The sequence below is a fragment of the Enterobacter sp. 01-M-03-SI-ECC genome, from assembly GCF_047530215.1.
Lineage (GTDB): Bacteria > Pseudomonadota > Gammaproteobacteria > Enterobacterales > Enterobacteriaceae > Enterobacter > Enterobacter chengduensis.
Genome location: NZ_JBLKDA010000001.1, coordinates 252,472 through 275,957, shown reverse-complemented (window position 1 = coordinate 275,957; position 23,486 = coordinate 252,472). Strand labels below are relative to the sequence as shown.

Below are 23,486 nucleotides of genomic sequence, written 5' to 3'. Positions count from 1 at the left end.
GCGGTTTGCGGGCATCACCTTCATTTTGTGAAGTCTGTCGTAGCCTTAACCCACAGGTTCAGTGAAGAAATCAGTACGGTATTGAAAAGATGAGCGATTTCAAAGGTAATAAGCAGGACCTGCCCAGTCGACCGTGTGTGCACTGCCAGCGGCCCATGACGTGGCGCAAGAAGTGGGCGAAATGCTGGGATGAGGTCAAATACTGTTCCGAGCGCTGCCGCAGGAGCCACCGTTGACCGAGCTGCGCCTGATCCTGGGCGATCAGCTTAATCCGCACCACAGCTGGTTTGATAGCCGCGATTCGAACGTCATTTACGTGATGCTCGAACTTCAGGCGGAAACCGCCTACGTGCTTCATCACGCTCAGAAAGTGATTGCCATCTTCGCGGCCATGCGCGCGTTTGCCGCTGCGTTAAAGGAGAAGGGACATCGGGTGAGGTATGTCCGGCTCTCTGACCGCTCAAACCGCGGTGCGCTGGAAGACAATCTCAACGCGCTCGTCGCGCATTATGGCGCAGACAGGGTGGTGTGGCAGGAGCCCGACGAATGGCGTCTTGATACGCAGCTGCAGGCGTGGGCGAAAACGGCGTCCGTCGAAACCGCCTGCGTCAGCAGCGAGCATTTCTTCACCACCCGTGAACAGGTGGCGGCGTTCTTTGCGTCGCGCAAAAGCTGGCGCATGGAGTACTTTTACCGGGAAATGCGCCGTCAACACGGCATACTGTTGACCGCGGAAGGCGAGCCCGAAGGGGGGAAATGGAATTTCGATGCTGAAAACCGCAGGCGCTGGTCCGGCGAGCCGCCCGCACCGGACGACGCTCGCCTCCGCCACGATCGCACGGCGCTGTGGGAAGAGATCCAGCGCTGTGGCGTAAAGACCTTCGGCGAACCGCAGGCCGACAATTTTCGCTGGCCGCTCAATCGTGCGGAAGCCAAAGCCCGGCTGGATGACTTTATCACGCACGTGCTGCCGCAGTTCGGCGCCTGGCAGGATGCGATGCACGCGGAAGAGCCCTTTCTCTTCCACTCATTAATTTCATTCGCGCTGAACACCAAAATGCTTAATCCGCGGGAAGTGGTGGCGGCCGCCCAGCAGGCGTGGCGTTCGGGCCACGCGCCGCTGCCTGCCGTTGAGGGCTTTATCCGCCAAATACTCGGCTGGCGGGAGTACGTGCGCGGGATCTACTGGTCGCAGATGCCGGGCTACCGGGAGCTGAACGCCTTAGACCAGCACGCCCCGCTGCCGGACTGGTTCTGGACCGGCAAGACGCAGATGCGCTGCCTGGCGCATGCCGTTGGGCAGTCGCTCACCGAGGCTTATGCCCACCATATCCAGCGCCTGATGGTCATCGGGAACTTTAGCCTGCTCGGCGGCCTCTCCCCGCAGGCGGTTCATGAATGGTATCTGGGGGTCTATATTGATGCCTTTGAGTGGGTTGAGCTGCCCAATACCCTCGGCATGAGCCAGTTTGGCGATGGCGGGCTACTGGCCAGTAAGCCCTATGTCTCAAGCGCGTCGTATATTCATAAGATGAGTAATTACTGCCAGGGGTGTCGGTATCAGCACAACCAGCGCACCGGCGAGCTGGCGTGCCCCTTCAATGCCCTTTACTGGGATTTCTTTGCGCGCAATCAGGCGCGTCTGGGTCATAATCCCCGGCTGGGCATTGTCTTTAAACAGCTTGCGGACATGCAGGACGGGGAACGGCAGGCTATTGCCGATCGCGCCCGCTACATCCGCCTTAATCTCAACGATCTCTGACCCCCGACAGGACATCCAGACGCTATGCCCGTGAATTTTGACCTTAACGATCTTTATGCTTTCAGAGCGTTAGTGGAATACGGTAACTTCCGTGTCGCCGCTGAATCTATCTGCCTGTCCCAGTCGGCGCTGAGCCGCAGGATTGAAAAGCTGGAAGCCGCGCTGGGAAACCGGCTGTTCGATCGTACCACCCGCCGCGTGGCCTTAACGTTATACGGTCAAAACTTTGCTGAACGTTCCGCGCAGCTGCTCGACAACGTGGAGTCCATGCTGGCGGATGTCGATAAAGCCAGCGAAGAGCGGACGGGGCTGATTGCGGTTGCCGCGGTACCCTCTGCGGCCTGCTATTTTATGCCTGATGTGATCCGACGCTTTCAGTCTCGCTATCCGCGCGTGCGCATCAAGCTCATCGACAGCAGCGCGGGGAATGTGATTGACGCCGTGGCCCGCAGCCAGGCGGATTTTGGCATCTGCTTCGCCGGAAACCTGCCGACTGAAATCGAATTTTTCCCGCTGGTGGAGGATGTCTATGTCGCCGCGTGCCGAAAGGATCACCCGCTGGCGCGGAAGAGCCACCTGACGTGGCAGGCTTTTTACCAGCAGGACTATATCTCCCTCGATAAAACGTCAGGCAACCGTAACCTGCTCGATCGGATGCTGGGGGAGATCGTTCCCGAACGCCCGAGCGTCTGCGAAACGCGTCACGTCACCACGATGCTCGGCATGGTCGAGGCGGGGATCGGCATTGCTGCCGTTCCCGCCATGTCGATGCCAACGTCAGCGCACACGCCGCTGACGCATCTGCCGCTGGTGGCGCCGGAAGTGAAGCGCACCGTGGGGCTTATCCGGCGCCGGGGGCGCATCCAGTCTTACATTGCGGCTGAACTGGAAAAGCAGATCACCGGGCAGTATCGCCGGACGTAACGGGGGTCATCCCCGTCTCGCGTATGACTTCCCCTGATGGCGGCGAGGCGAGATAGGTCAGAAGCGCTTTTCCCTCCGTAGGATGTTCCGCGTCACGGGTAACCGCACCGGCGAAGCGCGTGATGTATTGCAGCGTATCCGGGATTTTCCCGATAAAGGTGACGCCCTGAACCGGCAGCAGCTCGCTGACCTGCTGGAAGCCCACCGCGTATTTACCTTTCGCCACTTCCGAGGCGACCGGAATACGCTCGACCATGGTCGCTTTGCCCGCCACCTCTTTTTCAATCCCCAGCTCTTTAAACAGCGCCTGGCTGACGTACCTGCCGCTGGCGCTGTCGGAGTAGGCGATGGAGCGGGCCTGCAGCAGCGTATTGCGCAGCGTCGCCTCGCTGCTGATGTCCGGGATATCCGCCCCTTTTTTTACCACCATGCCCACGGGAGAGTCCGCGAGCTCCGTTCGCGAGCCGGGCCGGGTCAGGCTGGCTTTTTCGAGCGTCGCCAGCGCATCGCCCACCATAATCACCACGTCGGCCTTCTCGCCGCGCGCCAGTCGGTTTGGGATCGCCTGCGGCGTCGTGCCCATCGAGGGACCGGGAATAATCACAATTTTATCCCCGGTGCGGCGTTCATACTCCGGGGCCAGCTTTTCCAGGGCGGCTTTGAAGCCGCCCGAAATCATGACCTTTACGTCTTTAGCACCGGCATTGACGCTCAGGAAGGCCAGCATCAGCGCGATGGCGGGATAAGCAGTGCGTTTCATACGGCCTCCTGTGACTTGACGGTGTTTTGCAGCGATACCGCACGGCGGCGGTAGAGGTAGAGCGTGGCCAGCAGGGCGCACACGGCAGCGAAGCTCATCCAGTAGCCGGGGGAGGCTTTGTCGCCGGTGTATTCGATCAGCGCGGTGGACATGACGGGGGTAAAGCCGCCGAAGACCGCCGTTGCCAGGCTGTAAGCCAGAGAGAATCCCGCCACCCGCACTTCAGCAGGCATAATCTCCGTCAGGGCCGGGATCATCGCGCCGTTATAGAGGCCATAGAGGAAGGAGAGCCACAGCAGGACGCCCAGCATCATCGAGAAGCTGGGGGCGTTCGCCAGCAGCGTCAGGGCAGGGTAGCTGGTGGCCAGCGCCAGCAGGGCCATGGCAATCAGCACCGGCTTGCGCCCGAAGCGGTCCGACAGCGCGCCGCCCACCGGCAGCCAGATAAAGTTAGCGATAGCCACCAGCAGCGTCACCAGCAGGCTATCTGACGCGCTCAGCATCAGCACCTTTTTGCCAAAGGTGGGGGCGTATACGGTGATCAGGTAGAACGCGGTGGTGGTCATCGCCACCATCAGCATGCCCGCGACCACCACCTGCCAGTTGGCAAGCAGGGTTTTAAAGACCTGACGCATGTCCAGATGCTGGCGGCGCGCGCTGAACGCTTCCGTCTCCTCCAGCCTGCGGCGCAGGAAAAAGATAAACGGCACGATTAAACAGCCGAACAGGAACGGGATGCGCCAGCCCCATTCGCGTATGGCGCTCTCCGCCATCAGGGAATTCAGGGCAAAGCCCATCGCCGCGGCGACCATAATGGCAACCTGCTGGCTGCCGGACTGCCAGCTGGTGTAAAAACCCTTGCGGCCCGGGGTGGCGATTTCAGCCAGATAGACCGACACGCCGCCAAGCTCCGCCCCGGCGGAAAAGCCCTGCAGCAGGCGGCCCGTCAGGACCAGCAGCGGCGCCCACAGGCCGATGCTCTGATACGACGGAATGAGCACGATCAGAAACGTCCCGGCGGCCATGATCGACAGGGTGACAATCAGCCCTTTACGGCGGCCAACCTTATCAATGTAAGCGCCGAGCACGATGGCCCCAATCGGGCGCATCAAAAAGCCCGCGCCGAAGACGGCGAAGGTCATCATCAGCGAGGCAAATTCACTGCTCGCCGGAAAGAAGGTGTGGGCGATGTAGGTGGCATAGAAGCCGAACAGAAAGAAGTCGAACTGCTCAAGAAAGTTGCCCGAGGTGACGCGAAAAATCGCGCCTGCTTTCGCACGGACCGTTGCAGGTGAGGTTGAGGAAACCATGATTATCTCCAGTTTTTATCGTGACGTTATGCTCGTCTGTTTCTGAAAACTGGATCAGGAAGCGGAAATTAATAAGCGCAAATCGCGAATGAATCGATGCGTGCTGCGCATCAATGACGCGGGATTGACCAGGATTTACATGACTAACAATAACTTAACAATTATGTGATTTTTTATTCACGGTAATTCGCTAAGTGGCTGATATCGCTGTTTTGTGACATGGCGCAGAGGGGAAGCCAGGCAGCGCCTGGCTATGAGCATTAGCGCAGCGCGTTGGCTATGGCGCTAAACATTAACGACGCCTCAAGCGGCTGGGCGCTGAATGACGGCTCCGCCTGTGGCCAGGTGGACCACTGGACGATGACCAGGTTCTCTTTCTGATTCACCATTATCATCTGACCAAAAATCCCCAGCGCCCAGAGCGACCCTTTGAGGGAATTTTCCGCCTTCGGCTCGACGCTGGCGGCATTGACCGGCACTTCGTTGTTCCACCACTGATAGCCATACAGCCCGTCCGGATGGGCGTTTGACACCGATCCTTTTGCCTGCGTCCAGTCCGCGGACTGTTTCACCCAGCCTTCGGGCAGGAGCGGCTTCCCGTTCGGCAACGTGCCGTTATGGAGGATAAACTGACCGAAGCGGCCCCAGTCTTCCAGCGTGGCGTTAAAGCCGTGGGCGCCGACATCATGCTCGCCTTTGCTGTAGGCGTGCCAGACGCCGTCGCTCGCCATACCGTACGGTTGCCAGATGCTCTTTTCCAGATACGCCGCGAGCGTCATGCCGGTGGCGCGTTCAAGCACGTCACCCAGCAGCCACGCGCCGCCCGAGGAATAGGACCAGCTTTCGCCTGCAGGATGCGCGCGGTGTAACCCTTTTACTAACGTTCGCACGCAGTCGTAGGTGCCCGGCCTGGCCTCGCATTCCGTCAGCTTTGCGAAATCGGATGTCGGATTCGTGTAGTCCTCATTCCACGCCACGCCGGAGGTGTGGGTGATAAGCTGTTTCAGCGTCACGCCGTCCCAGGCCGTGCCTTTTAAATCGGGTTCATATTGGGTGACGAGATCGTCGAGGGAGTGGATTTTTCCCTCTTTAATTGCCACCCCTACCAGCGCAGAGACCACCGATTTTCCGACGGAGCGTGAGGTCCAGAGCGTGCTGTCGGTATTGCCTTCGCCCAGATACTTATAGGCAACCTTACCGTCTTTTAATACCAGCATGCCGCTGACGTTCTGGCGCTTCAGGTAATCAACAAGATTGTAGGTTTTGCCATTGACCTGGTAACGGGCATCGGTCAGCGGTTTATCCGCGGCCAGCAGCGGCGAGGCGTTGCCGTGGCGGAACACGTCGCCCGCGTAGTTGCGGTAGTCATTGCGAAATCCCACAACGCGGTCGGCCTGGCTCCAGGTGAGCATGGTATGCGCGTCCGGCAGTTTTGCGTCAAAAGGGGCCGGACAGGTTTCAAGTACGGTATCGTTGCAGGCGGCCATGACGGCAGGGGAAATTAGGCTGCCGACAACCAGCGCCGCGAGCAGAGTGCGGTTTGTTTTGTTTTTCATGTTTTTCTCGTATGGCTCAGGAAGGGCTTCAGTTTATGAACCCGCGGCCTATAATAAAAAACGCGTTATGGGGGAAAATCCCCCGAAAAGTCGCTGTGGAGGATGCTGTGGCGTCACTGAACTATTCATTTGCCCAGCTTGAGGCGTTCACCGCCGTGGCTGAGCACGGCAGCCTGGTGAAGGCGGCCGGTAAACTGGGTAAAGACCGCACGACCCTGCGCGATCTGATTGATTTTCTCGAAGATGGTTTGGGTTACGCGTTGTTTATTCGCGAGGGGCGCGTCCTGCGGTTGACGCTGGAAGGGGAGCAGCTCCAGCGGCAGGCGCATCTGCTGATGCGTCAGGTAAAAGCCTTTGAGGCGTTTGCCAGAGCCGTTCCGGAAAGCGCGACGCAGGATATTGCGCTCGTCTACGATCCGTTCACACCGCGCGCTTTTTTGCAGGCGCTAATCGCAAAAATGGCGAGCCAGAATATTCGGCTGAGCCTGACCAGCGCCTCGCGCGATGAAGCGGAAGCGATGCTCGCCAGCGGTGAGGCCGATGTGGGGATCTGTCAGGCGCGCAATCGCAGCGTCGGCAACGAGATGGAATGGCGGGCGTTAGGGGCGATTGATATGGATTTCTACGCCTCGAAGACGCTATTCAGGGATATTACGGCACCGGTTTCGCTTCTCGATCTCTCTCTGGTGCCGCAGGTGATTATGCACGCGGCGTCTGACGAGCCGGTGGCGCGCCGTCTGCAAATCTCCGGGCATACCCTTTTTACCAACGAGCTCGAGATGCTGCGCGGTCTGCTGGAAAAGGGGTGCGGCTGGGGATTTTTGCCGACGCACCTTCATGCGGCGCGGTGGAAGGATGTAAAAAGGCTGCACACCGAGGTGGGCAGCCAGGGGATAGCTCAGACGATGGTCACCATCTGGAAGCCGGGTAGCGACAAGCGCGGGCTCATCAACGAAACGCTGTCGCTGTTACCGGCGTTGTGGAAGGCCTCAGCGCTGTGAGCAGCCTTTGCACTGTTGATTCTGGATCTGCTGGAAGAAATCGTTGCCTTTGTCATCCACCAGGATAAACGCCGGGAAGTTCTCCACTTCGATCTTCCAGATGGCTTCCATACCCAGTTCAGGATACGCCACGCACTCCAGGCTCTTAATGCTGTTTTGCGCCAGCACCGCAGCCGGGCCGCCAATGCTGCCGAGGTAGAAGCCGCCGTGCTTATGGCAGGCGTCGGTTACCTGCTGGCTGCGGTTGCCCTTCGCCAGCATGATCATGCTCGCACCGTGGGATTGCAGCAAGTCTACGTACGAATCCATGCGTCCTGCGGTGGTCGGGCCGAGTGAGCCAGAGGCATAGCCTTCCGGCGTTTTAGCCGGGCCCGCGTAGTAGATCGGATGATCTTTAACGTACTGCGGCAGTTCCTCACCGTTGTCGAGCAGCTCTTTCAGCTTCGCGTGGGCGATGTCGCGCGCCACGATGATGGTGCCGTTCAGCGACAGGCGGGTAGAAACCGGGTGCGCGGAAAGCTGCGCCAGGATCTCGTTCATCGGCTTGTTCAGGTTGATGCTGACCACGTCGCCTTCACCCTGCTGGCGCAGTGATTCAGGAATATACTGACCCGGGTTGTGCTCCAGTTTCTCAATCCAGATCCCGTCGCGGTTGATTTTCGCTTTGATGTTGCGGTCTGCGGAGCAGGAAACCCCCATGCCGATCGGGCAGGACGCGCCGTGGCGCGGCAGGCGGATCACGCGGATATCGTGAGCGAAATATTTACCGCCGAACTGTGCGCCCAGGCCGAGGTTCTGCGCTTCCTGGAGCAGCTCCTGTTCGAGCTGAACGTCGCGGAACGCCTGGCCGTGTTCGTTACCTTCGGTTGGCAGCGCGTCGTAGTAGCGGGTAGAGGCCAGCTTCACGGTTTTCAGCGTGGCTTCTGCAGAGGTCCCGCCAATGACGAAGGCAATATGGTACGGTGGGCACGCGGCGGTGCCGAGCGTGCGCATCTTCTCAACCAGATAGTTTTTCAGCTTAGCCGGGGTGATCAGTGCTTTGGTTTCCTGATACAGATAGGTTTTGTTGGCAGAACCGCCGCCTTTTGCCATGCACAGGAATTTGTACTCGTCACCGTCCACGCTGTAGAGGTCAATCTGCGCCGGCAGGTTGGTACCGGTATTCACCTCTTTATACATATCCAGCGCGGCGTTCTGGGAATAACGCAGGTTATCTTCAATGTAGGTGTTGTACACGCCCTGGCTCAGGGCGGCTTCGTCACCGCCGCCGGTCCAGACGCGCTGGCCTTTTTTACCCATGACGATCGCGGTGCCGGTGTCCTGGCAGGTTGGCAGCACGCCCTTAGCGGCAATTTCAGAGTTACGCAGGAACTGCAGGGCAACATATTTGTCGTTCTGGCTGGCTTCCGGGTCGTGCAGGATCGCGGCAACCTGCTTCTGATGTGAAGGACGCAGCATAAACGCGGCATCGTGGAAGGCCTGTTGCGCCAGCAGGGTCAGGGCTTCGGGCTCTACCTTCAGCACTTCCTGGCCGTCGAACTCGGCAACGGAAACGTGCTCTTTGGTCAGCAGATAGTATTCGGTGTCGTCATGGGAAAGCGGGAAGGGGTTTTGGTACACAAAGGGCTTATTCGACATACTCAACTCCAAAATCTGTTTTTGCCTGATGGCGCTTCGCTTATCAGGCCTACAAAATCAAAGCATGATGAGAACGAGTATGCCCGGTAAGCTTGCGCCACCGGGCATTGTTCTTAGAACATCATGGACATCCACGGATAACCAATCAGCAGCAGGGCCGCCAGGAAGATGGCACCAAAGATGGTGCCGAGGCGCCAGTAGTCTTTGGTTGGCAGGTAGCCGCTGCCGTAGTAAATCGGGCTTGGGCCAGTACCGTACGGGGTGATAATCCCCATTACGCCCAGCGAGGTCACCATCAGCAGGACAAACACTTCCATATTCATGCCCGGAATAGTGGAGGCGATGGTCAGCATCGCGGGCAGCAGCGCCGTAGTGTGCGCGGTGGTGCTGGCAAACAGGTAGTGCAGCAGGTAGAACGCCAGCAGCAGGACGATGGTCGCCACGCCCGGAGAGATACCGCTCATTAACAGACCGCCTTCTTTACCCAGCCAGCTGATAAAGCCGGTAGAGGAGAGGCCATCCGCCAGCGCCACCAGGGTGGCGAACCAGACGAAGGTGTTCCATGCGGCCTTGTTGCCGGTGATATCGTTCCACTCCAGCACGCCGGTCCACAGCATCAGGCCGACGATGAGCAGGGCAGCCATGGCAGGCTCAATCCACGCGGCGGCGAAGATCCACATCAGCAGTGCACAGCAGACGAACACCAGCAGCAGGATTTCATTGCGGGACAGTTTGCCCAGTTTTTCCAGCTCGCGGGTCGCCCACAGCGGTACTTCGTTATTCACTTTCACTTCTGGCGGGTAGAACCAGTAGGCCAGCAGCGGCATGGTTAGAATCAGCAGGATGCCCAGCGGCAGGAACGCGAGGAACCAGGTGCCCCAGGAGATGTCGATCCCAACCGTGCTTTTCACCAGCGCCAGCGCCAGCAGGTTAGGCGCCAGTGCGGAGAGGAACATGGAGCTGGTGATACAGGCTGCGGTGATCGCCACCCACATCAGATACGAACCAATTTTGCGCGCGCTTGGGTCATTCGGTTTTGAACCGTACAGCGGCGGCAGGTTAGCGATAATCGGATAGATGGTCCCGCCGCTGCGCGCGGTGTTGGACGGCGTGAACGGTGCCAGCAGCAGGTCAGCAAACGTAATCGCGTAACCGAGCGTCAGGCTGCGACGACCGAGGTACTTCACCAGAATCAGCGCCAGACGGCGGCCGAAGCGGGTTTTGTCGTAGCCTGCGGCGAACATAAAGGCACCGAAAATCAGCCAGACGGTCGAGTTACCAAAGCCGCTCACCGCCCATTTAAAGGAGGCGCCCGCCAGCTTAAATTTCGGATCCGCCAGCTGTTCCGGGCTGAACAGCACCCACTGGCTGCACAGGGCAATGGCGACCACGCCGGTCAGGCCGATCACCGCACCCGGCAACGGCTCGAAGATCAGACCGACGATCACGCCGACAAAGATGGCGAAGTAGTGCCATGCGTAAGGAGGCAGTCCTTCCGGTACCGGGACAAACAGCAGCAGTACGGCGACGATGACGGGCAATGCCATCATCAGCAGACGTTTTGCGTTTCCGTTTGATGCCTGGTTCGCCACGGGGGGCGTTACAGCAGTTTTTGTATTCATAGTTTCACGTCTTAAGTTGTTAAGAATTCGGTGGTACAAAAAAGCCAAACGCGGTTTTTTAAGTTTCTTTGCTTTTTTTAGTTATAAAAGATGCGGTTTGGTTTTTCTGTTAATAACGATTTAACGCTTTTTTGTGTGCGCTAAATTAAAAATTGATGATGTTTTTATATTGCGCTTTTGGATGCCAGAACTATTGATCCGGATCAAAAAAACAGAATTGCAGGATTATTTTTGTGCTTTTAATAATAACCACTCAGGCGTATGTGGTTATTATCTGTTTTTTGCTGTTTTCTTTATCATGTTTGTAACAATTGTAATTCTGGTATTTGCTCATTGTATTGATTTTAATGAATTTATAAGTGATTTGTGAAATTGGTCTTACCAATAAAAATTTAACGTATTTTAAATTATTGTGAATGAGTGAATTATTCTCGCTAACACCATTGTGTTATTTCTGTTATCCCGGGTATTAAATAGTTTTTTAACTAATGTAATAGCTTTAGAAACTAAAAAAATCATTATATTAATATCATGACATCGGCAAATAACGACGAACTAAAAAATCAATCCGATAACGAATTCTTAATTTTTAAAGTTTGGAGTTTCTATTATGAGCACTAACGAACGTATTCTTAGCCCCTTCACATTACCGAATGGTACTGAACTGAAAAACCGTTTGTTAATGGCCCCGATGACCACCTGTACCGGCTACTATGACGGTACCGTCACCAGCGAGCTGGTGGAGTACTACCGGGCCCGCTCCGGCAGCATCGGCACCATCATCGTGGAGTGCTGCTTCGTCGACGATCTCGGTCTCGCCTTCCCGGGCGCCATCGGTATTGATAATGACGAGAAAATTGCCGGGCTGGCGAAAATTGCAGAGGCCATTAAATCTAAAGGATCTAAGGCGCTGCTGCAGATCTACCACGGCGGCCGCATGGTCGACCCTAAGCTGATCGGCGGCCGTACCCCGGTTGGCCCAAGTGCCGTAGCCGCACCGCGCGAAGGTGCCGCGACGCCGGTTGCGCTGACCGCTGAAGAAGTCGAAGGCATGATCGGCAAGTTTGGTGAGGCCGTGCGCCGCGCCATTCAGGCCGGTTTCGACGGCGTGGAAATCCACGGGGCGAACACCTACCTGATTCAGCAGTTCTACTCACCGAACTCTAACCAGCGCGATGACGAGTGGGGCGGCAGCCGCGATAATCGCGCGAAGTTCCCGCTGGCGGTGCTGGACATCACCCACAAAATGGTGCGCCAGTATGCGGACGACGCCTTTATCATTGGTTACCGTTTCTCCCCTGAAGAGCTGGAAGTCCCGGGCATCCGTTTTGAAGACACCATGTACCTGCTGGAGAAGCTGGCCGCGCGCGGCGTAGACTATCTGCACTTCTCCGTCGGCGCGACCCTGCGTCCTTCCATTGTCGACACTCAGGACCCGACCCCGCTCATCGAAAAATACTGCGCGATGCGTTCTGAAACGCTGGCGCAGGTTCCGGTCATGGGCGTGGGCGGCGTGGTAAATGCTGCAGACGTGAATGAAGCGCTTGACCACGGCTACGACCTGATTGCGGTTGGCCGCGCCACCATCGCGTATCCGGACTGGACAGACCGTATCGCGGCCGGCGAAAGCCTCGAGCTGTTTATGGACAGCACCAAACGCGAAGCGCTGAGCATTCCGGAACCGCTGTGGCGCTTCTCGCTGGTAGAAGCGATGATCCGCGACATGAGCATGGGCGAGTCCAAATTCAAGCCGGGCACCTTCGTTGAGAAAGTGCAGGACGACGCCAACGAGCTGGTGATTAACGTCAGCCTTGAAACCGACCGCATTGCGGACATCGAGCTGGCCTCCGGCCCAAGCGAAGACGTTGAGTTTGTGACCAGCTTTGAAGAGATCCGTACCCGCATTCTGGACGCCAATACTCCGCACGTGGACGCCATTACCGGCGCAACCAGCCAGAGTGAAGCGGTGAAGAAAGCGGTCTCTAAAGCGATGCTGAAATCCAGCAAAGCGCTGGCGGCAGAAGAGGGCGTCGACCTGAACGAAACCCGCAGCGTGGACGTGGTCGTTGTCGGCAGCGGCGGTGCCGGTCTGGCGGCGGCAATTCAGGCTCACGACGAAGGCGCGAGCGTGCTGATCGTCGAGAAAATGCCGACCATCGGCGGGAACACCATTAAAGCCTCTGCCGGGATGAACGCCGCTGAAACCCGCTTCCAGCGCGTGAAGGGCATCCAGGACAGCAAAGAGCTGTTCTATCAGGAAAGCCTGAAGGGCGGCGGTAACAAAAACAACCCGGAACTGCTGCGTCGCTTTGTCGAGAACGCGCCGCAGGCGATTGAGTGGCTGGCAACGCGCGGCATTATGCTGAACGACATCACCACCACCGGCGGGATGAGCATTGACCGTACTCACCGTCCAAAAGACGGTTCTGCGGTGGGCGGCTATCTGATCAGCGGCCTGGTGCGTAACGTCAACAAACGCAACATCGAGGTGATGCTGGATACCTCCGTCAGCGACATTATCTTTGAAAACGGCGAAGTCACCGGCGTGCGCCTGACCACCGAAGAGAACGAAACCGTCACTGTGGCAACCAAAAGCGTGATTGTCGCCACCGGTGGGTTCAGCGCCAACAGCCAGATGGTGGTGAAATACCGTCCGGATCTGGAAGGGTTTGTCACCACCAACCACAAAGGGGCCACCGGGGGCGGTATCGCGCTGCTGGAACGCATCGGGGCGGGCACCGTGGATATGGGCGAAATTCAAATTCACCCAACCGTGGAGCAGAAAACCTCGTACCTGATTTCCGAATCCATTCGCGGCGGCGGGGCGATTCTGGTCAATCAGAAAGGGGAACGCTTCTACAACGAAATGTCGACCCGCGATAAAGTCTCGGCGCAAATCATCGCGCTGCCGGAGAAATACGCTTACATCGTCTTTGATGAGCACGTACGCGCCAAAAACAAAGCCGCGGATGAGTACATCGCGAAAGGCTTCGTGACCAGCGCCAGCTCGCCAAAAGCCCTGGCGGAAGCGCTGGGTATGGATCATCACGCCTTCCTGGCCACGCTGGAACGCTACAACGGCTTTGTCGAAAAACAGCACGACGATGATTTTGGCCGCACCACCGCGCTGCGTGCGCCAATCAATGAAGGGCCGTTCTACGCCATTCAGATTGCGCCGGGCGTGCACCACACCATGGGCGGCGTGACCATCAACACCGACACCTGCGTGCTGGACAGCAACCACAACGTGCTGCCGGGCGCGTTTGCGGCCGGGGAAGTGGTCGGCGGGATCCACGGCGGTAACCGTATCGGCGGTAACGCAGTGGCAGACATCATTATTTTTGGTACCCTTGCCGGACATCAGGCGGCGATGCGCGCAAAAATGGCATAAAGCACCTGTGCTGTAGGCCGGATAAACGCAACGTTATCCGGCAATTTCCCCGGCGGCGCGGTGCCTGCCGGGGCTACATCTGAGGAAACGTGCCATGTCTGATAACCGTGTTTACAGCTACTCCGCCGTTCTGATGGGCTCGCCCATCCTCCTGAAACTCTTCTCCCACGATGAAGCCCTCGCGTCCCGCGTGTTTCGACTGATCAAACAATATGAAGATCTGCTCACCGTCAACCGCGCGCGCTCGCAGGTGATGGACATCAACCATGCGGCTGGGCAGCATCCGGTCGTCGTCAGCCGGGCGGTGTTCGAGCTGATCCGCTGCGCAAAAGCGGCAAGCCTGTTTCAGGACAGCGCCTTTAACCTGGCGATTGGTCCGCTGGTGAAGCGCTGGAAAATTGGCTTTCAGGGCGACAGCGTTCCGCCCGCAGACGAAATCGCGGCGCTGCTTGAGATAACCCGTCCTGAAGATGTCATTCTTGACGAGGCGCAGAGCAGCGTGTTTCTGACCCGAGCAGGGATGGAAATCGATCTGGGGGCCATCGCCAAAGGGTATATTGCCGACCGGGTGCGGGATTATCTTCACAAAGAAGGCACCGAGCGGGGGCTGATCAACCTCGGCGGAAACGTTCAGACGTTAGGCTCGCCGGAAGGGGGCTGGAGCGTGGGGCTGAAAAAACCGTTCGCCGGTGAGGCGCTGATTGGCGCAATGACGGTGGAAAACCGCTCCGTGGTAACGTCGGGCACGTATGAGCGGTACTTTGAGCAAAACGGCAGGCGCTACCACCATATTCTCGATCCGCGTACCGGGTATCCGCTGGACAACGAGCTGGATAGCGTGACCATCATTTCAAAAGATTCCATCGACGGCGATATCTGGACCACGCTGATGTACGGCATGGGCGTGGAAAAGGGCTGCGCGGTGCTGCGCTCTCGCCCGGATATTGAAGCCATTTTTGTGACCAAAACAAAAGAAGTGGCGATCTCTTCGATGCGCCACTTCCGCTTTACGCTGCTGGATAATACCTACCGCGTTACTGACAGTACTGCTTGAGCAGCGCCGTTTGCTCCGGCTGGAGGCGGTAGCGATACACCGGACGGCCGGTGGCGCCGTAGTGGATGCTGGTGAACAGTATGTTGATTTGCGCCAGCCAGATCAGGTATTTGCGGCAGGACACGCGGGAGATATTGACCGCGTTTGCCAGATCGTCGGTGGAAAACTCCGTTTCCGGATGAGCGTCAATCCACTGGCAAATCGTACGCAGCGTTTGCGGCGTTAGCCCCTTCGGCAGCTTTTTACTGTCCGCCAGTTCCGGCGCGCCGCCGTGGATCAGCCGGTCGACGTCGGCCTGTTCATAATACGGGTGCGACTCCATCAGAGTATGCTTTGCCTTCCAGCCGTTCAGCGCCTCTTCAAAGCGCGGGAACTGGAACGGTTTAATCAGATAATCCACCACGCCGTAATGGATGGAGGTCTGGATCGTGGCGGCGTCGGCAGCCGACGAGATCATAATCACGTCAATGGGGCGGCCGGATGCGCGAATCACGGGCAGCAGATCCAGCCCGTTATCCTGCTGCATATATACGTCCAGCAGCACCAGATCGACAGGCTGGCTGGGGTTATTAATGATGGCCTCGGCCTGGTTGAGCGTGGAGGCGACGCCGCAGCAGCTAAAACCTTCAACACGGTTGACGTACAGACGGTTGAGGTCGGCTACCATGGCGTCATCATCGACAATTAATACATTTATCACGCGATATTCCTCTCGCTATCCCAGGGGATGTGAACAAAAAATTGGGTAAATACGCCAGGCTCAGACTCGACGGTGATATCGCCGCCGAGATTCTGGATTTGCTGGCGAGCAAGGAACAGCCCAACGCCGCGGTTTTCACCTTTTGTTGAGAAGCCCTTTGTAAAAATAGCCTCCAGCTGAGTGGGATCAATGCCGGGGCCATCGTCGCTGACTTCGCAGCTGAGCCAGCCGTTCTGATAATGCAGCAGCAGGCCGATCTCACCGTCCTGCTGTCCTGCCATCGCGTCGAGCGCGTTTTCAATGAGGTTACCCAGCGCGGTGATCAGCACCGCGACCTGCTCTTCACTGGCGGTATCGGGTATCTGGCATTCATCCGCCAGCGTCAGGGTGACGCCCGCTTCTTTCGCCCGATTGATTTTACCCAGCAGGAAGCCGGCGATAACCGGGGATTTTACCTTGCTCTGTATTGTACCGATATCCGTCTGGTAATGATGCGCCGTCTGGAGGATGTACTCCTCCAGCTTGTCGTAGCGCTTCATGTGCAGCAGGCCCAGGATCACATGCAGCTTATTCATAAACTCGTGCGTATGGCTCCGCAGGGCGTCCACGTAGTTCACCATGCCATCAATGCGCTGCATCAGCTGGCTGATTTCCGTTTTATCGCGGAAGGTGGTGATAGCGCCGATCACCCGATCCTGACTTTTCACGGGCACCATATTGCACAGCAGCAGACGCCCGTTGCAGCTGATCTCCTGATCCTTTCGCGCAACGCCCGTCTTTGAGACGTCACGCAGGCTGGCCAGCAGGGGCGCGCTGGCGTTTTCGCTCTGCTTGCCGGAAGGGAGAAGCAATATTTCTCTGGCAGTCTGGTTGATCATCGTCACGCGCCCGTGAATATCGACGGCCAGCACCCCCTCGCGCAGCGACTGCAGCATCGCCTGACGCTGCTCGAACAGGGCGGAAATTTCGTACGGTTCGAGTCCGAACAGGATGCGCTTCAGCACCCGCACCAGGCCCCAAATCGCCATGGAGCTCATAAAGATGCTGAATAAAATTGTCCACAGCGCATTAAGCCGCCCGCGGGCAATCTGGTCTTCCACCTTTTTAAGGGAGATACCGACCACGACTACCCCAATCTGGTCGTGCTGGCTGTCATAAACCGGCGTGAAGACGCGGAGCGCTTCGGCGAGGGCGCCGCGGTTGACGGAGACGTTCTCTTTACCTTCCAGCGCGGGTTCCAGGTCGTCACCAATAAAGTGCAGGCCGATGAGCGCTTCGTTCGGGTGCGAGTAGCGAATCCCCCGCATGTCGGTCACCACGGTGAGCAGCAGATCGTTGCGCTGGGTGACGGCTCTGGCGATGGGCTGAATGATGTCCGCCTGCGGGGGCTGCATCAAACCGCGCTTGATTTCGGGGCTGTCGGCCAGCGTGCGGGCGATACCCAGCGCCGTATCTTTCACATCATCGCGGGTCGCCCGGGTGATTTGGACAGAGTAGAGCGCAAAGACCAGCAGCAGCACAGAGGCAATAATCGCGCACACCATCAGCGTGACCAGCGTATTCAGTTTCATGGGGCGCTTGCGCGTCGGAAGGAAAGGCTGCAAATCGCTCATCAACACTCCGCGGTAGTAAGAAAGGGGTAATTATCGCCGATGACGCGCGTTTCTTAAAGCCATGTAAAGCCGTGGATTGGGTCCTCTTTTCGTGACCCTCCTCGCAGGTCATCTATATAAAACACTTTATAGTGTGTGGGTACTCATAATAAGGAGGCTGTTTATGAGCATTATGCTTACCGGTTCGGTCAAGGAAAGACGGCACGCCAGCACGATGAATATTGATAGATTGTCCACGCTGGACATGCTGAAAGTCATTCACCAGGATGATGCACTCATTTCTGCTGCAATCGCCACCTGTTTACCAGCTCTCGCCCGCGTGGTGGACAACGCCGCCGCGACGCTCGGCCACGGCGGTCGCCTGGTCATCGTGGGCGCGGGGCCGTCGGGGCGAGCCGCACAGCAGGTTGCCGATGACTATGCGCCCGGCAAAACCCCTGTCATTGCCGTTACGGCGCAAGAAGGGGAAGGGAGCTACGAGCGCGGCGTTGCCGATCTGCAGGCCATCAGGTTTGGTGAACACGATATGATGCTGGCAGTCACGGTCAGCGGAAAAACGCCGTGGGTCTGGGGGGCCATGCGCCATGCGTGGTCGCTGGGGTCACCGGTCGCCATTGTTACCGGTGATGCGCAAAGTGAAGCCGCGCAGCTGGCAAGCATGGTCATCGCTCCGGAGTTGGGTCCCGATGTGGTCGCAGGTTATATCAACACCAAAGCGGGGATTGCGCAGAAAATGATCCTCTCGACGATCGCCACCGGGCTGGCCGTCCGAACGGGGCGCGTATACAGCAACCTGCGGGTGGATCTTGAGGCAAGCAATACCAAATGGGCTGAACGACAAATCGCCATTGTGATGGAGGCGGGGGGATGCTCCCGGGCGCAGGCAAAAGCCGCGCTGGAGAGCTGTAATCATCACTGCAAAACGGCGTTATTGATGGTGCTGACGGGGCTGGACGCGTGGAAAGCCCATGAGCTGCTGGCGCAGAACAACGGATTTATCCGCGTGGCGCTGCAGGAAGCGCCATAACACAGACCGCAGAGAGATAAAAAAGGCCGCAAATGCGGCCTTTGGTATTTTTAGAGATTAGAACTGGTAGGTCATGCCGACGCCAACGATGTCGTCGGTGGAAATACCATTGGCTTTGTAGAAGCTTTCGTCGTTGTCCAGCATGTTGATTTTGTAATCAACATAGGTGGAGAAGTTTTTGTTGAAGCTGTAGGTCATGCCCAGGTCAATGTAGTTAACCAGATCCATGTCACCATGCTGACCCTGAGGGTGGCTGGCGGTGCCAGGATAAGTCATGTCTTTGCCCTTGGAGTAAACCCATGCCAGGGACGGACGCAGGCCGAAGTCTAACTGGTACTGTGCTACCGCTTCGAAGTTCTGGGTCTGATCCGCAATACCATAGTTACCGTATGGCGTCATGTTGCGGGTTTCAGCGTACATCATCGCCAGATAGATGCTATTGGCATTATATTTTGCGCCAATGGTCCATGCTTCTGCTGTTTTACCGCCGGCAAAGTGCGCGTTATTTACGCCCGCAGCCTCTTGTTCGTTGGTACGGTCAGAAGAAGAGTATGCCGCACCCAGGCTCAGGCCGGTCAGATCGCCAGAGAAGTCATAGGAGGTAGACATACCGAAGCCGTCACCGTTCTGGAAGCGCACGTCTTTATGACCGTTTTTAGTGCCTTCCTGAACATTAACAACATTGCCGTTTTGATCTTCGTGCGGGCCACCTTCGTTATTACCCTGATACTGCAGCGCGAAATTCAGACCGTTCACCAGGCCGAAGAAATCGCTATTACGGTAGGTAGCCAGACCGTTAGCACGGCCGTTCATGAAGTTATCGGTCCAGGTGTAAGAATCACCGCCGAATACGGGCAGCATATCGGTCCAGGCTTCAACGTCATACACGACGCCGTAATTACGGCCGTAGTCAAATGAGCCGTATTCGCCAAATTTCAGGCCAGCATACGCCAGACGGTTATATGATTTATTGGAGCCTTCGGTGTCGTTCGCGAAGACTTTATATTCCCACTGGCCATAACCGATCAGGTCATTTGCGATCTGGGTTTCGCCTTTGAAACCAACCTGTACATAGGTTTCGTCGCCGTCATCGCCCGGGTTGTCAGAGAAGGTATGACGCGCATCAACCTTCCCGTACAGATCAACTTTGTTGCCGTTTTTGTTGTACATCTCAGCCGCATTTGCTGCGCCTGCCATTAATAATGCGGGTACCAGAATTGCCAGAACTTTTCTTTTCATTATATATTCCCTTTAAAGATAATTTATATGAATATATGTAATCACCCTCCGTAATTACGTGGTCGATACTATTCCAGGAGATAGCGTTTAGTTTCAAAAATAAATGTAATTAAGTTCTATGAAATATTGCAAGATATTTCTAATGGTCTCTGTATTTTTCTCATGAATTAATCTATTGAATTTATAAGGTGTAATTATTATTAAGTATTTCTTAATTCTATTTTTTAATTTGTTTGATTCGGCTGTGTTATAATTAACGCTCTTTTAAATAACAGGACATGACGATGGAACTTGCCGGGTGGCAGCACATTTTTGAGCGCTGGCTTGAGGAAAACCACAGCACCGACGATACCGCACATGATATTTCGCATTTTCGTCGGGTCTGGATGACGGCGCAAAAAATCATGGTCCACCAGCCGGTGAAGCCGCTGGTGGTTCTTACCGCCTGCTATTTCCACGATATTGTCAGCCTGCCGAAAAACCATCCCGAACGCAGCCAGTCGTCACGGCTCGCGGCGCTTAGAACGGGTGACATTCTGCGCCGCGACTTCCCGGACTTTCCGCCAGACCATGTTGCGGCCGTCGCGCACGCGATTGAAGCGCATAGCTTCAGCGCCGGGATTGCGCCGCAGAGCATGGAAGCCAAAATTGTGCAGGACGCCGATCGGCTGGAAGCGTTAGGCGCTATCGGCCTGGCGCGCGTCTTTGCCGTCTCAGGCGCGCTGGGCGTGCCGCTTTTTGATGCCAACGATCCCTTTGCCGATGCGCGTCCCCTCGACGACCGGGCGTATGCCCTCGACCATTTTCAGACCAAGCTGCTGCGATTGCCTGATACAATGCAAACGCAAATGGGCCGCGAGCTGGCGCGTCACAATGCCGATTTCCTGATCCAGTTTATGGCGAAACTCAGCGCCGAATTACGCGGTGACTGCATTGGGCTGGATAGCCAGGTGGTGAACCGCTTCCGTCGCAGTTTGCACAATTGAACTGTGGTAATCTGTTTCCAGTCTTTATTCTCCGGTTAAAAGAATGCAGGAAAATCGATCAGTGACAGAGCCCGCGCCCGAGCAGGCTGAGAAATCAACGGCAACGGTGCAGGCGTTACTGCGCCAGCTGTTGGATATCTATGATGCTAAAACGCTGGCTAATCTGCTGGTGGCGCACGGCGAGAGCCACTGGAGCCCGGCGATCCTCAAACGTCTGGTGACCAGCGAACGCGCGGGGCGTCGCCTGAGCGAAGGCGAGTTTCGTTATATGCAAAACCTGCTTCCGCGTCCTTCTGCCGCGCATCCAAACTATGCCTTCCGCTTTATCGATCTGTTTGCCGGTATCGGCGGCATACGACACGGTTTTGAAGCTATCGGCGGACAGTGCGTGTTCACCAGCGAGTGGAACAAACACGCCGTGCGGACCTACAAGGCTAACTGGTACTGCGATCCGCACGAGCACCATTTCAACGCGGATATCCGCGACGTGACCCTGAGCCATAAAAGCGGCGTGAGCGATGAACAGGCCGCCGAGCACATTCGTCAGACCATCCCGGCGCATGACGTGCTGTTGGCGGGCTTTCCGTGTCAGCCCTTCTCGCTGGCCGGGGTCTCCAAAAAGAATGCCCTCGGACGCGCCCACGGCTTCGCCTGCGATACCCAGGGAACGCTGTTTTTTGACGTAGCGCGCATTATTGATGCCTGCCGCCCGGCCATCTTCGTGCTGGAAAACGTTAAGAATTTAAAGAGCCACGACGGCGGGAAAACCTTCCGCATTATCATGCAAACGCTGGATGAGCTGGGCTATGACGTGGCCGACTCGCAGGATATGGGCGCGGATGACCCTAAAATCATTGATGGGAAACATTTCCTGCCCCAGCATCGCGAACGTATCGTGCTGGTGGGCTTCCGCCGCGATCTCAATCTGAAAGGCGATTTCACCCTGCGGGATATTCCTTCTCTTTATCCCGAGCGCCGCCCTACGGTGGCCGACCTGCTGGAACCGGTGGTCGACGCGAAATTTATCCTTACGCCGATCCTGTGGAAGTACCTTTACCGCTATGCCAAGAAGCATCAGGCGAAGGGCAACGGCTTCGGTTTTGGCATGGTAAACCCGAACGATCCGCACAGCGTTACCCGCACGCTCTCCGCGCGCTACTACAAGGACGGCGCGGAAATCCTGATCGACAGAGGCTGGGACAAGGCGCTGGGCGAAAAAGATTTTGACGATCCGCACAACCAGCGTCACCGTCCGCGACGCCTCACGCCGCGGGAATGCGCCCGGCTGATGGGCTTTGAGACTCCGCAAGGATATGGTTTCCGTATTCCGGTGTCGGACACCCAGGCGTACCGCCAGTTTGGCAACTCGGTGGTGGTGCCCGCATTCGCGGCGGTGGCAAAACTGCTGGCCTCGCGCATCAGACAGGCGGCGGCGCTCCGTCAGGGTAAGGCCGTCAATGACGGACGTTCACGATAAGGCCACGCGCAGTAAAAACATGCGGGCCATCGGCACGCGTGACACCGCCATCGAAAAGCGCCTTGCCGGGCTGCTGACGCTGGCGGGGTTTGACTTCCGCGTGCAGGATCCCGCCCTGGCGGGTCGCCCGGATTTCGTCATCGACGCCTGGCAGTGCATCATCTTTACCCACGGCTGTTTCTGGCACCATCACGACTGCTACCTGTTCAAAGTCCCCGCGACCCGCACCGATTTCTGGCTGGAGAAGATTGGCAAGAACGTCGAGCGGGACAAACGGGATCTCGCTGCGCTTGTTGCGCAGGGCTGGCGGGTGCTGATCGTCTGGGAGTGTGCGCTGAGAGGCAAATTAAAGCTGAACGATACCGATCTGCGCGAACGGCTGGAAGAGTGGATCTGCGGCGGCGGCCAGACCGCGCAGATCGACACGCAGGGCATTCACCTGCTTACGGTTTCTCTACCCCGCAAGGCGTAACCACCGGTTTGGCAGGCAGCAAATATTTGCCCAGCGTGACCAGCACGACGGCAAAGACAATGATCCCTAAAGCAATCCACTCCACGGGAGAGAGCGTTTCTCCCCCCAGCCCCGTTCCGAGCAGGACGGCCACGACCGGGTTGACGTAGGCGTAGCTAGTGGCGACGGCCGGAGAGACGTTGCGGATCAGGAACATATAGGCGTTGATAGCAATGATAGAGCCAAACAGCGCCAAGTAGCCTACCGCAAGGAAGCCCGACGGCGGCGGCAGGGCAGCTAGCTTCTCTCCCGTCAGCGCGGAGGCCAGCAGCAGCACAATCCCGGCGGCGAGCATCTCAATCGCTCCGGCCATCATGCCGGTCGGCAGTTCGATACGCGAACCGTAGACGGAACCAAACGCCCAGCTCATCGAGCCTATCAGGATAATTACCGCGCCCCACGGATTCCCGCTCAGGTTGCCCCCGCTGTTGAGCAGAATAATGCCGGCCAGACCAATACCAATCCCCAGCCACTCCAGCTTGCGGGTGCGGATGCCGAAAAGGCGGCTAAAGCAGAGGGTAAACAGCGGTACGGTGGCGACGACTACGGCGGCGATCCCGGAAGGGACGTTCTGGTGCTCGGCAATCGTCACAAACCCATTTCCCACCGCCAGCAGCAGCAGGCCGATCAGGGCGGCATTGAGCAGCGGCCGCAGCGGGGGAAGCTTATGCCCGCGCAGCAGCAGGAACGCCAGCAGCAGCACGCCCGCTGAAAGGAAGCGAATGCCCGCCATCATAAGCGGCGGCCAGCTCTCCACGCCGATGCGAATGACAAAGTAGGTTGAGCCCCAGATGATGTACAGCGAAAAGAGTGCCCCGATGAGCGGTAGCAGTTGCCGGAAACGCATAATCCCTCACGACGAAATAAAAAGGTCGCTGATAGTAAACGCGAAAACTATCGCGCTTGCGAGACCTT

At 57.3% G+C, this 23,486-nt stretch carries 19 protein-coding genes; 10 read left to right on the top strand and 9 right to left on the bottom strand.

Features of this window, described 5'->3' with window-relative positions:
• Positions 1–89 precede the first annotated feature (89 nt).
• Genes ACMWKK_RS01325 through ACMWKK_RS01315 form a run of 3 tightly spaced genes read left to right on the top strand, consistent with a single transcriptional unit; the run spans position 90 to position 2,686 of the window.
• Positions 90–236 carry a DUF2256 domain-containing protein gene (locus ACMWKK_RS01325; protein WP_112781353.1) on the top strand — a complete coding sequence of 49 codons (147 nt, stop codon included), beginning with the start codon at positions 90–92 and terminating at the stop codon, positions 234–236.
• On the top strand, positions 233–1,762 hold the full coding sequence (locus ACMWKK_RS01320) for a cryptochrome/photolyase family protein (RefSeq protein ID WP_112781354.1): 1,530 nt from the start codon (positions 233–235) through the stop codon (positions 1,760–1,762). The genes ACMWKK_RS01325 and ACMWKK_RS01320 overlap by 4 nt, the downstream gene beginning before the upstream one ends.
• 24 nt (positions 1,763–1,786) lie before the next feature.
• Positions 1,787–2,686 (top strand): LysR family transcriptional regulator, encoded by a 900-nt coding sequence (locus tag ACMWKK_RS01315; protein ID WP_112781355.1) that lies wholly within the window; start codon positions 1,787–1,789, stop codon positions 2,684–2,686.
• Here ACMWKK_RS01315 and ACMWKK_RS01310 read toward each other — a convergent pair.
• The 3 genes from ACMWKK_RS01310 to ACMWKK_RS01300 all read right to left on the bottom strand — a co-directional run bounded on the left by ACMWKK_RS01310 (position 2,661) and on the right by ACMWKK_RS01300 (position 6,312).
• Positions 2,661–3,446: a substrate-binding domain-containing protein gene (locus tag ACMWKK_RS01310; RefSeq protein ID WP_112781356.1), complete on the bottom strand. Its 786-nt coding sequence runs from the start codon at positions 3,444–3,446 to the stop codon at positions 2,661–2,663. The genes ACMWKK_RS01315 and ACMWKK_RS01310 overlap by 26 nt on opposite strands.
• The gene (locus ACMWKK_RS01305) at positions 3,443–4,756 is read right to left on the bottom strand and encodes an MFS transporter (RefSeq protein WP_112781357.1); all 1,314 of its coding nucleotides are present in this window, start codon (positions 4,754–4,756) and stop codon (positions 3,443–3,445) included. The genes ACMWKK_RS01310 and ACMWKK_RS01305 overlap by 4 nt, the downstream gene beginning before the upstream one ends.
• A 260-nt stretch (positions 4,757–5,016) precedes the next feature.
• Entirely contained in the window at positions 5,017–6,312 is a 1,296-nt protein-coding gene (locus ACMWKK_RS01300) for a serine hydrolase domain-containing protein (protein ID WP_112781358.1), read from the bottom strand.
• A gap of 95 nt (positions 6,313–6,407) precedes the next feature.
• Here ACMWKK_RS01300 and ACMWKK_RS01295 point away from each other — a divergent pair, with 95 nt between their 5' ends.
• Positions 6,408–7,313 (top strand): LysR family transcriptional regulator, encoded by a 906-nt coding sequence (locus ACMWKK_RS01295; protein WP_112781379.1) that lies wholly within the window; start codon positions 6,408–6,410, stop codon positions 7,311–7,313.
• Here ACMWKK_RS01295 and fumA read toward each other — a convergent pair.
• Positions 7,302–8,951 carry a class I fumarate hydratase FumA gene (fumA, locus tag ACMWKK_RS01290; protein WP_112781359.1) on the bottom strand — a complete coding sequence of 550 codons (1,650 nt, stop codon included), beginning with the start codon at positions 8,949–8,951 and terminating at the stop codon, positions 7,302–7,304. The two genes, ACMWKK_RS01295 and fumA, sit on opposite strands and share 12 nt — an antisense overlap.
• Positions 8,952–9,064: 113 nt before the next feature.
• Positions 9,065–10,573, bottom strand: a complete 1,509-nt coding sequence (locus ACMWKK_RS01285) for an anion permease (RefSeq protein ID WP_023325580.1) — start codon at positions 10,571–10,573, stop codon at positions 9,065–9,067.
• 610 nt (positions 10,574–11,183) lie between these two features.
• On the opposite strand from ACMWKK_RS01285, the gene ACMWKK_RS01280 reads away from it, so the two are divergent.
• Positions 11,184–13,964 carry a flavocytochrome c gene (locus tag ACMWKK_RS01280; RefSeq protein ID WP_112781360.1) on the top strand — a complete coding sequence of 927 codons (2,781 nt, stop codon included), beginning with the start codon at positions 11,184–11,186 and terminating at the stop codon, positions 13,962–13,964.
• A gap of 94 nt (positions 13,965–14,058) precedes the next feature.
• Complete coding sequence (locus ACMWKK_RS01275) at positions 14,059–15,018, top strand: FAD:protein FMN transferase (protein WP_112781361.1); 960 nt, start codon at positions 14,059–14,061, stop codon at positions 15,016–15,018.
• Here ACMWKK_RS01275 and dcuR read toward each other — a convergent pair.
• Entirely contained in the window at positions 14,999–15,718 is a 720-nt protein-coding gene (gene dcuR / locus ACMWKK_RS01270) for a two-component system response regulator DcuR (protein WP_112781362.1), read from the bottom strand. The genes ACMWKK_RS01275 and dcuR overlap by 20 nt on opposite strands.
• Positions 15,715–17,331, bottom strand: a complete 1,617-nt coding sequence (locus ACMWKK_RS01265) for a sensor histidine kinase (protein ID WP_112781363.1) — start codon at positions 17,329–17,331, stop codon at positions 15,715–15,717. The genes dcuR and ACMWKK_RS01265 overlap by 4 nt, the downstream gene beginning before the upstream one ends.
• A 163-nt stretch (positions 17,332–17,494) precedes the next feature.
• Between ACMWKK_RS01265 and ACMWKK_RS01260 the strand changes: the two genes are divergently transcribed.
• Complete coding sequence (locus ACMWKK_RS01260; RefSeq protein ID WP_112781364.1) at positions 17,495–18,358, top strand: N-acetylmuramic acid 6-phosphate etherase; 864 nt, start codon at positions 17,495–17,497, stop codon at positions 18,356–18,358.
• A 57-nt stretch (positions 18,359–18,415) separates the two neighbouring features.
• On the opposite strand, the gene ompC is transcribed toward ACMWKK_RS01260, so the two are convergent.
• Positions 18,416–19,597: a porin OmpC gene (ompC, locus tag ACMWKK_RS01255; RefSeq protein ID WP_112781365.1), complete on the bottom strand. Its 1,182-nt coding sequence runs from the start codon at positions 19,595–19,597 to the stop codon at positions 18,416–18,418.
• Between the two features lie 284 nt (positions 19,598–19,881).
• Between ompC and ACMWKK_RS01250 the strand changes: the two genes are divergently transcribed.
• The 3 genes from ACMWKK_RS01250 (at position 19,882) to ACMWKK_RS01240 (ending at position 22,532) form a co-directional block, all read left to right on the top strand.
• A complete protein-coding gene (locus ACMWKK_RS01250) occupies positions 19,882–20,583 on the top strand; it encodes a phosphohydrolase (protein ID WP_112781366.1) in 702 nt (233 codons plus the stop codon).
• 61 nt (positions 20,584–20,644) lie between these two features.
• Complete coding sequence (locus tag ACMWKK_RS01245) at positions 20,645–22,060, top strand: DNA cytosine methyltransferase (protein WP_406542735.1); 1,416 nt, start codon at positions 20,645–20,647, stop codon at positions 22,058–22,060.
• Entirely contained in the window at positions 22,041–22,532 is a 492-nt protein-coding gene (locus ACMWKK_RS01240; protein ID WP_045328162.1) for a very short patch repair endonuclease, read from the top strand. The genes ACMWKK_RS01245 and ACMWKK_RS01240 overlap by 20 nt, the downstream gene beginning before the upstream one ends.
• On the opposite strand, the gene yedA is transcribed toward ACMWKK_RS01240, so the two are convergent.
• A complete protein-coding gene (gene yedA / locus ACMWKK_RS01235) occupies positions 22,504–23,418 on the bottom strand; it encodes a drug/metabolite exporter YedA (RefSeq protein ID WP_112781368.1) in 915 nt (304 codons plus the stop codon). The genes ACMWKK_RS01240 and yedA overlap by 29 nt on opposite strands.
• Positions 23,419–23,486 lie beyond the last annotated feature (68 nt).

Bases quoted from the DNA above. Each gene is read 5' to 3' on its own strand.
- ompC (WP_112781365.1), bottom strand. From the start codon at position 19,597: ATGAAAAGAAAAGTTCTGGCAATTCTGGTACCCGCATTATTAATGGCA.
- ACMWKK_RS01250 (WP_112781366.1), top strand. From the start codon at position 19,882: ATGGAACTTGCCGGGTGGCAGCACATTTTTGAGCGCTGGCTTGAGGAA.
- fumA (WP_112781359.1), bottom strand. From the start codon at position 8,951: ATGTCGAATAAGCCCTTTGTGTACCAAAACCCCTTCCCGCTTTCCCAT.
- ACMWKK_RS01260 (WP_112781364.1), top strand. From the start codon at position 17,495: ATGAGCATTATGCTTACCGGTTCGGTCAAGGAAAGACGGCACGCCAGC.
- ACMWKK_RS01305 (WP_112781357.1), bottom strand. From the start codon at position 4,756: ATGGTTTCCTCAACCTCACCTGCAACGGTCCGTGCGAAAGCAGGCGCG.
- ACMWKK_RS01275 (WP_112781361.1), top strand. From the start codon at position 14,059: ATGTCTGATAACCGTGTTTACAGCTACTCCGCCGTTCTGATGGGCTCG.
- ACMWKK_RS01280 (WP_112781360.1), top strand. From the start codon at position 11,184: ATGAGCACTAACGAACGTATTCTTAGCCCCTTCACATTACCGAATGGT.
- ACMWKK_RS01240 (WP_045328162.1), top strand. From the start codon at position 22,041: ATGACGGACGTTCACGATAAGGCCACGCGCAGTAAAAACATGCGGGCC.
- ACMWKK_RS01325 (WP_112781353.1), top strand. From the start codon at position 90: ATGAGCGATTTCAAAGGTAATAAGCAGGACCTGCCCAGTCGACCGTGT.
- ACMWKK_RS01315 (WP_112781355.1), top strand. From the start codon at position 1,787: ATGCCCGTGAATTTTGACCTTAACGATCTTTATGCTTTCAGAGCGTTA.
- ACMWKK_RS01300 (WP_112781358.1), bottom strand. From the start codon at position 6,312: ATGAAAAACAAAACAAACCGCACTCTGCTCGCGGCGCTGGTTGTCGGC.
- ACMWKK_RS01310 (WP_112781356.1), bottom strand. From the start codon at position 3,446: ATGAAACGCACTGCTTATCCCGCCATCGCGCTGATGCTGGCCTTCCTG.
- ACMWKK_RS01285 (WP_023325580.1), bottom strand. From the start codon at position 10,573: ATGAATACAAAAACTGCTGTAACGCCCCCCGTGGCGAACCAGGCATCA.
- ACMWKK_RS01265 (WP_112781363.1), bottom strand. From the start codon at position 17,331: ATGAGCGATTTGCAGCCTTTCCTTCCGACGCGCAAGCGCCCCATGAAA.
- yedA (WP_112781368.1), bottom strand. From the start codon at position 23,418: ATGCGTTTCCGGCAACTGCTACCGCTCATCGGGGCACTCTTTTCGCTG.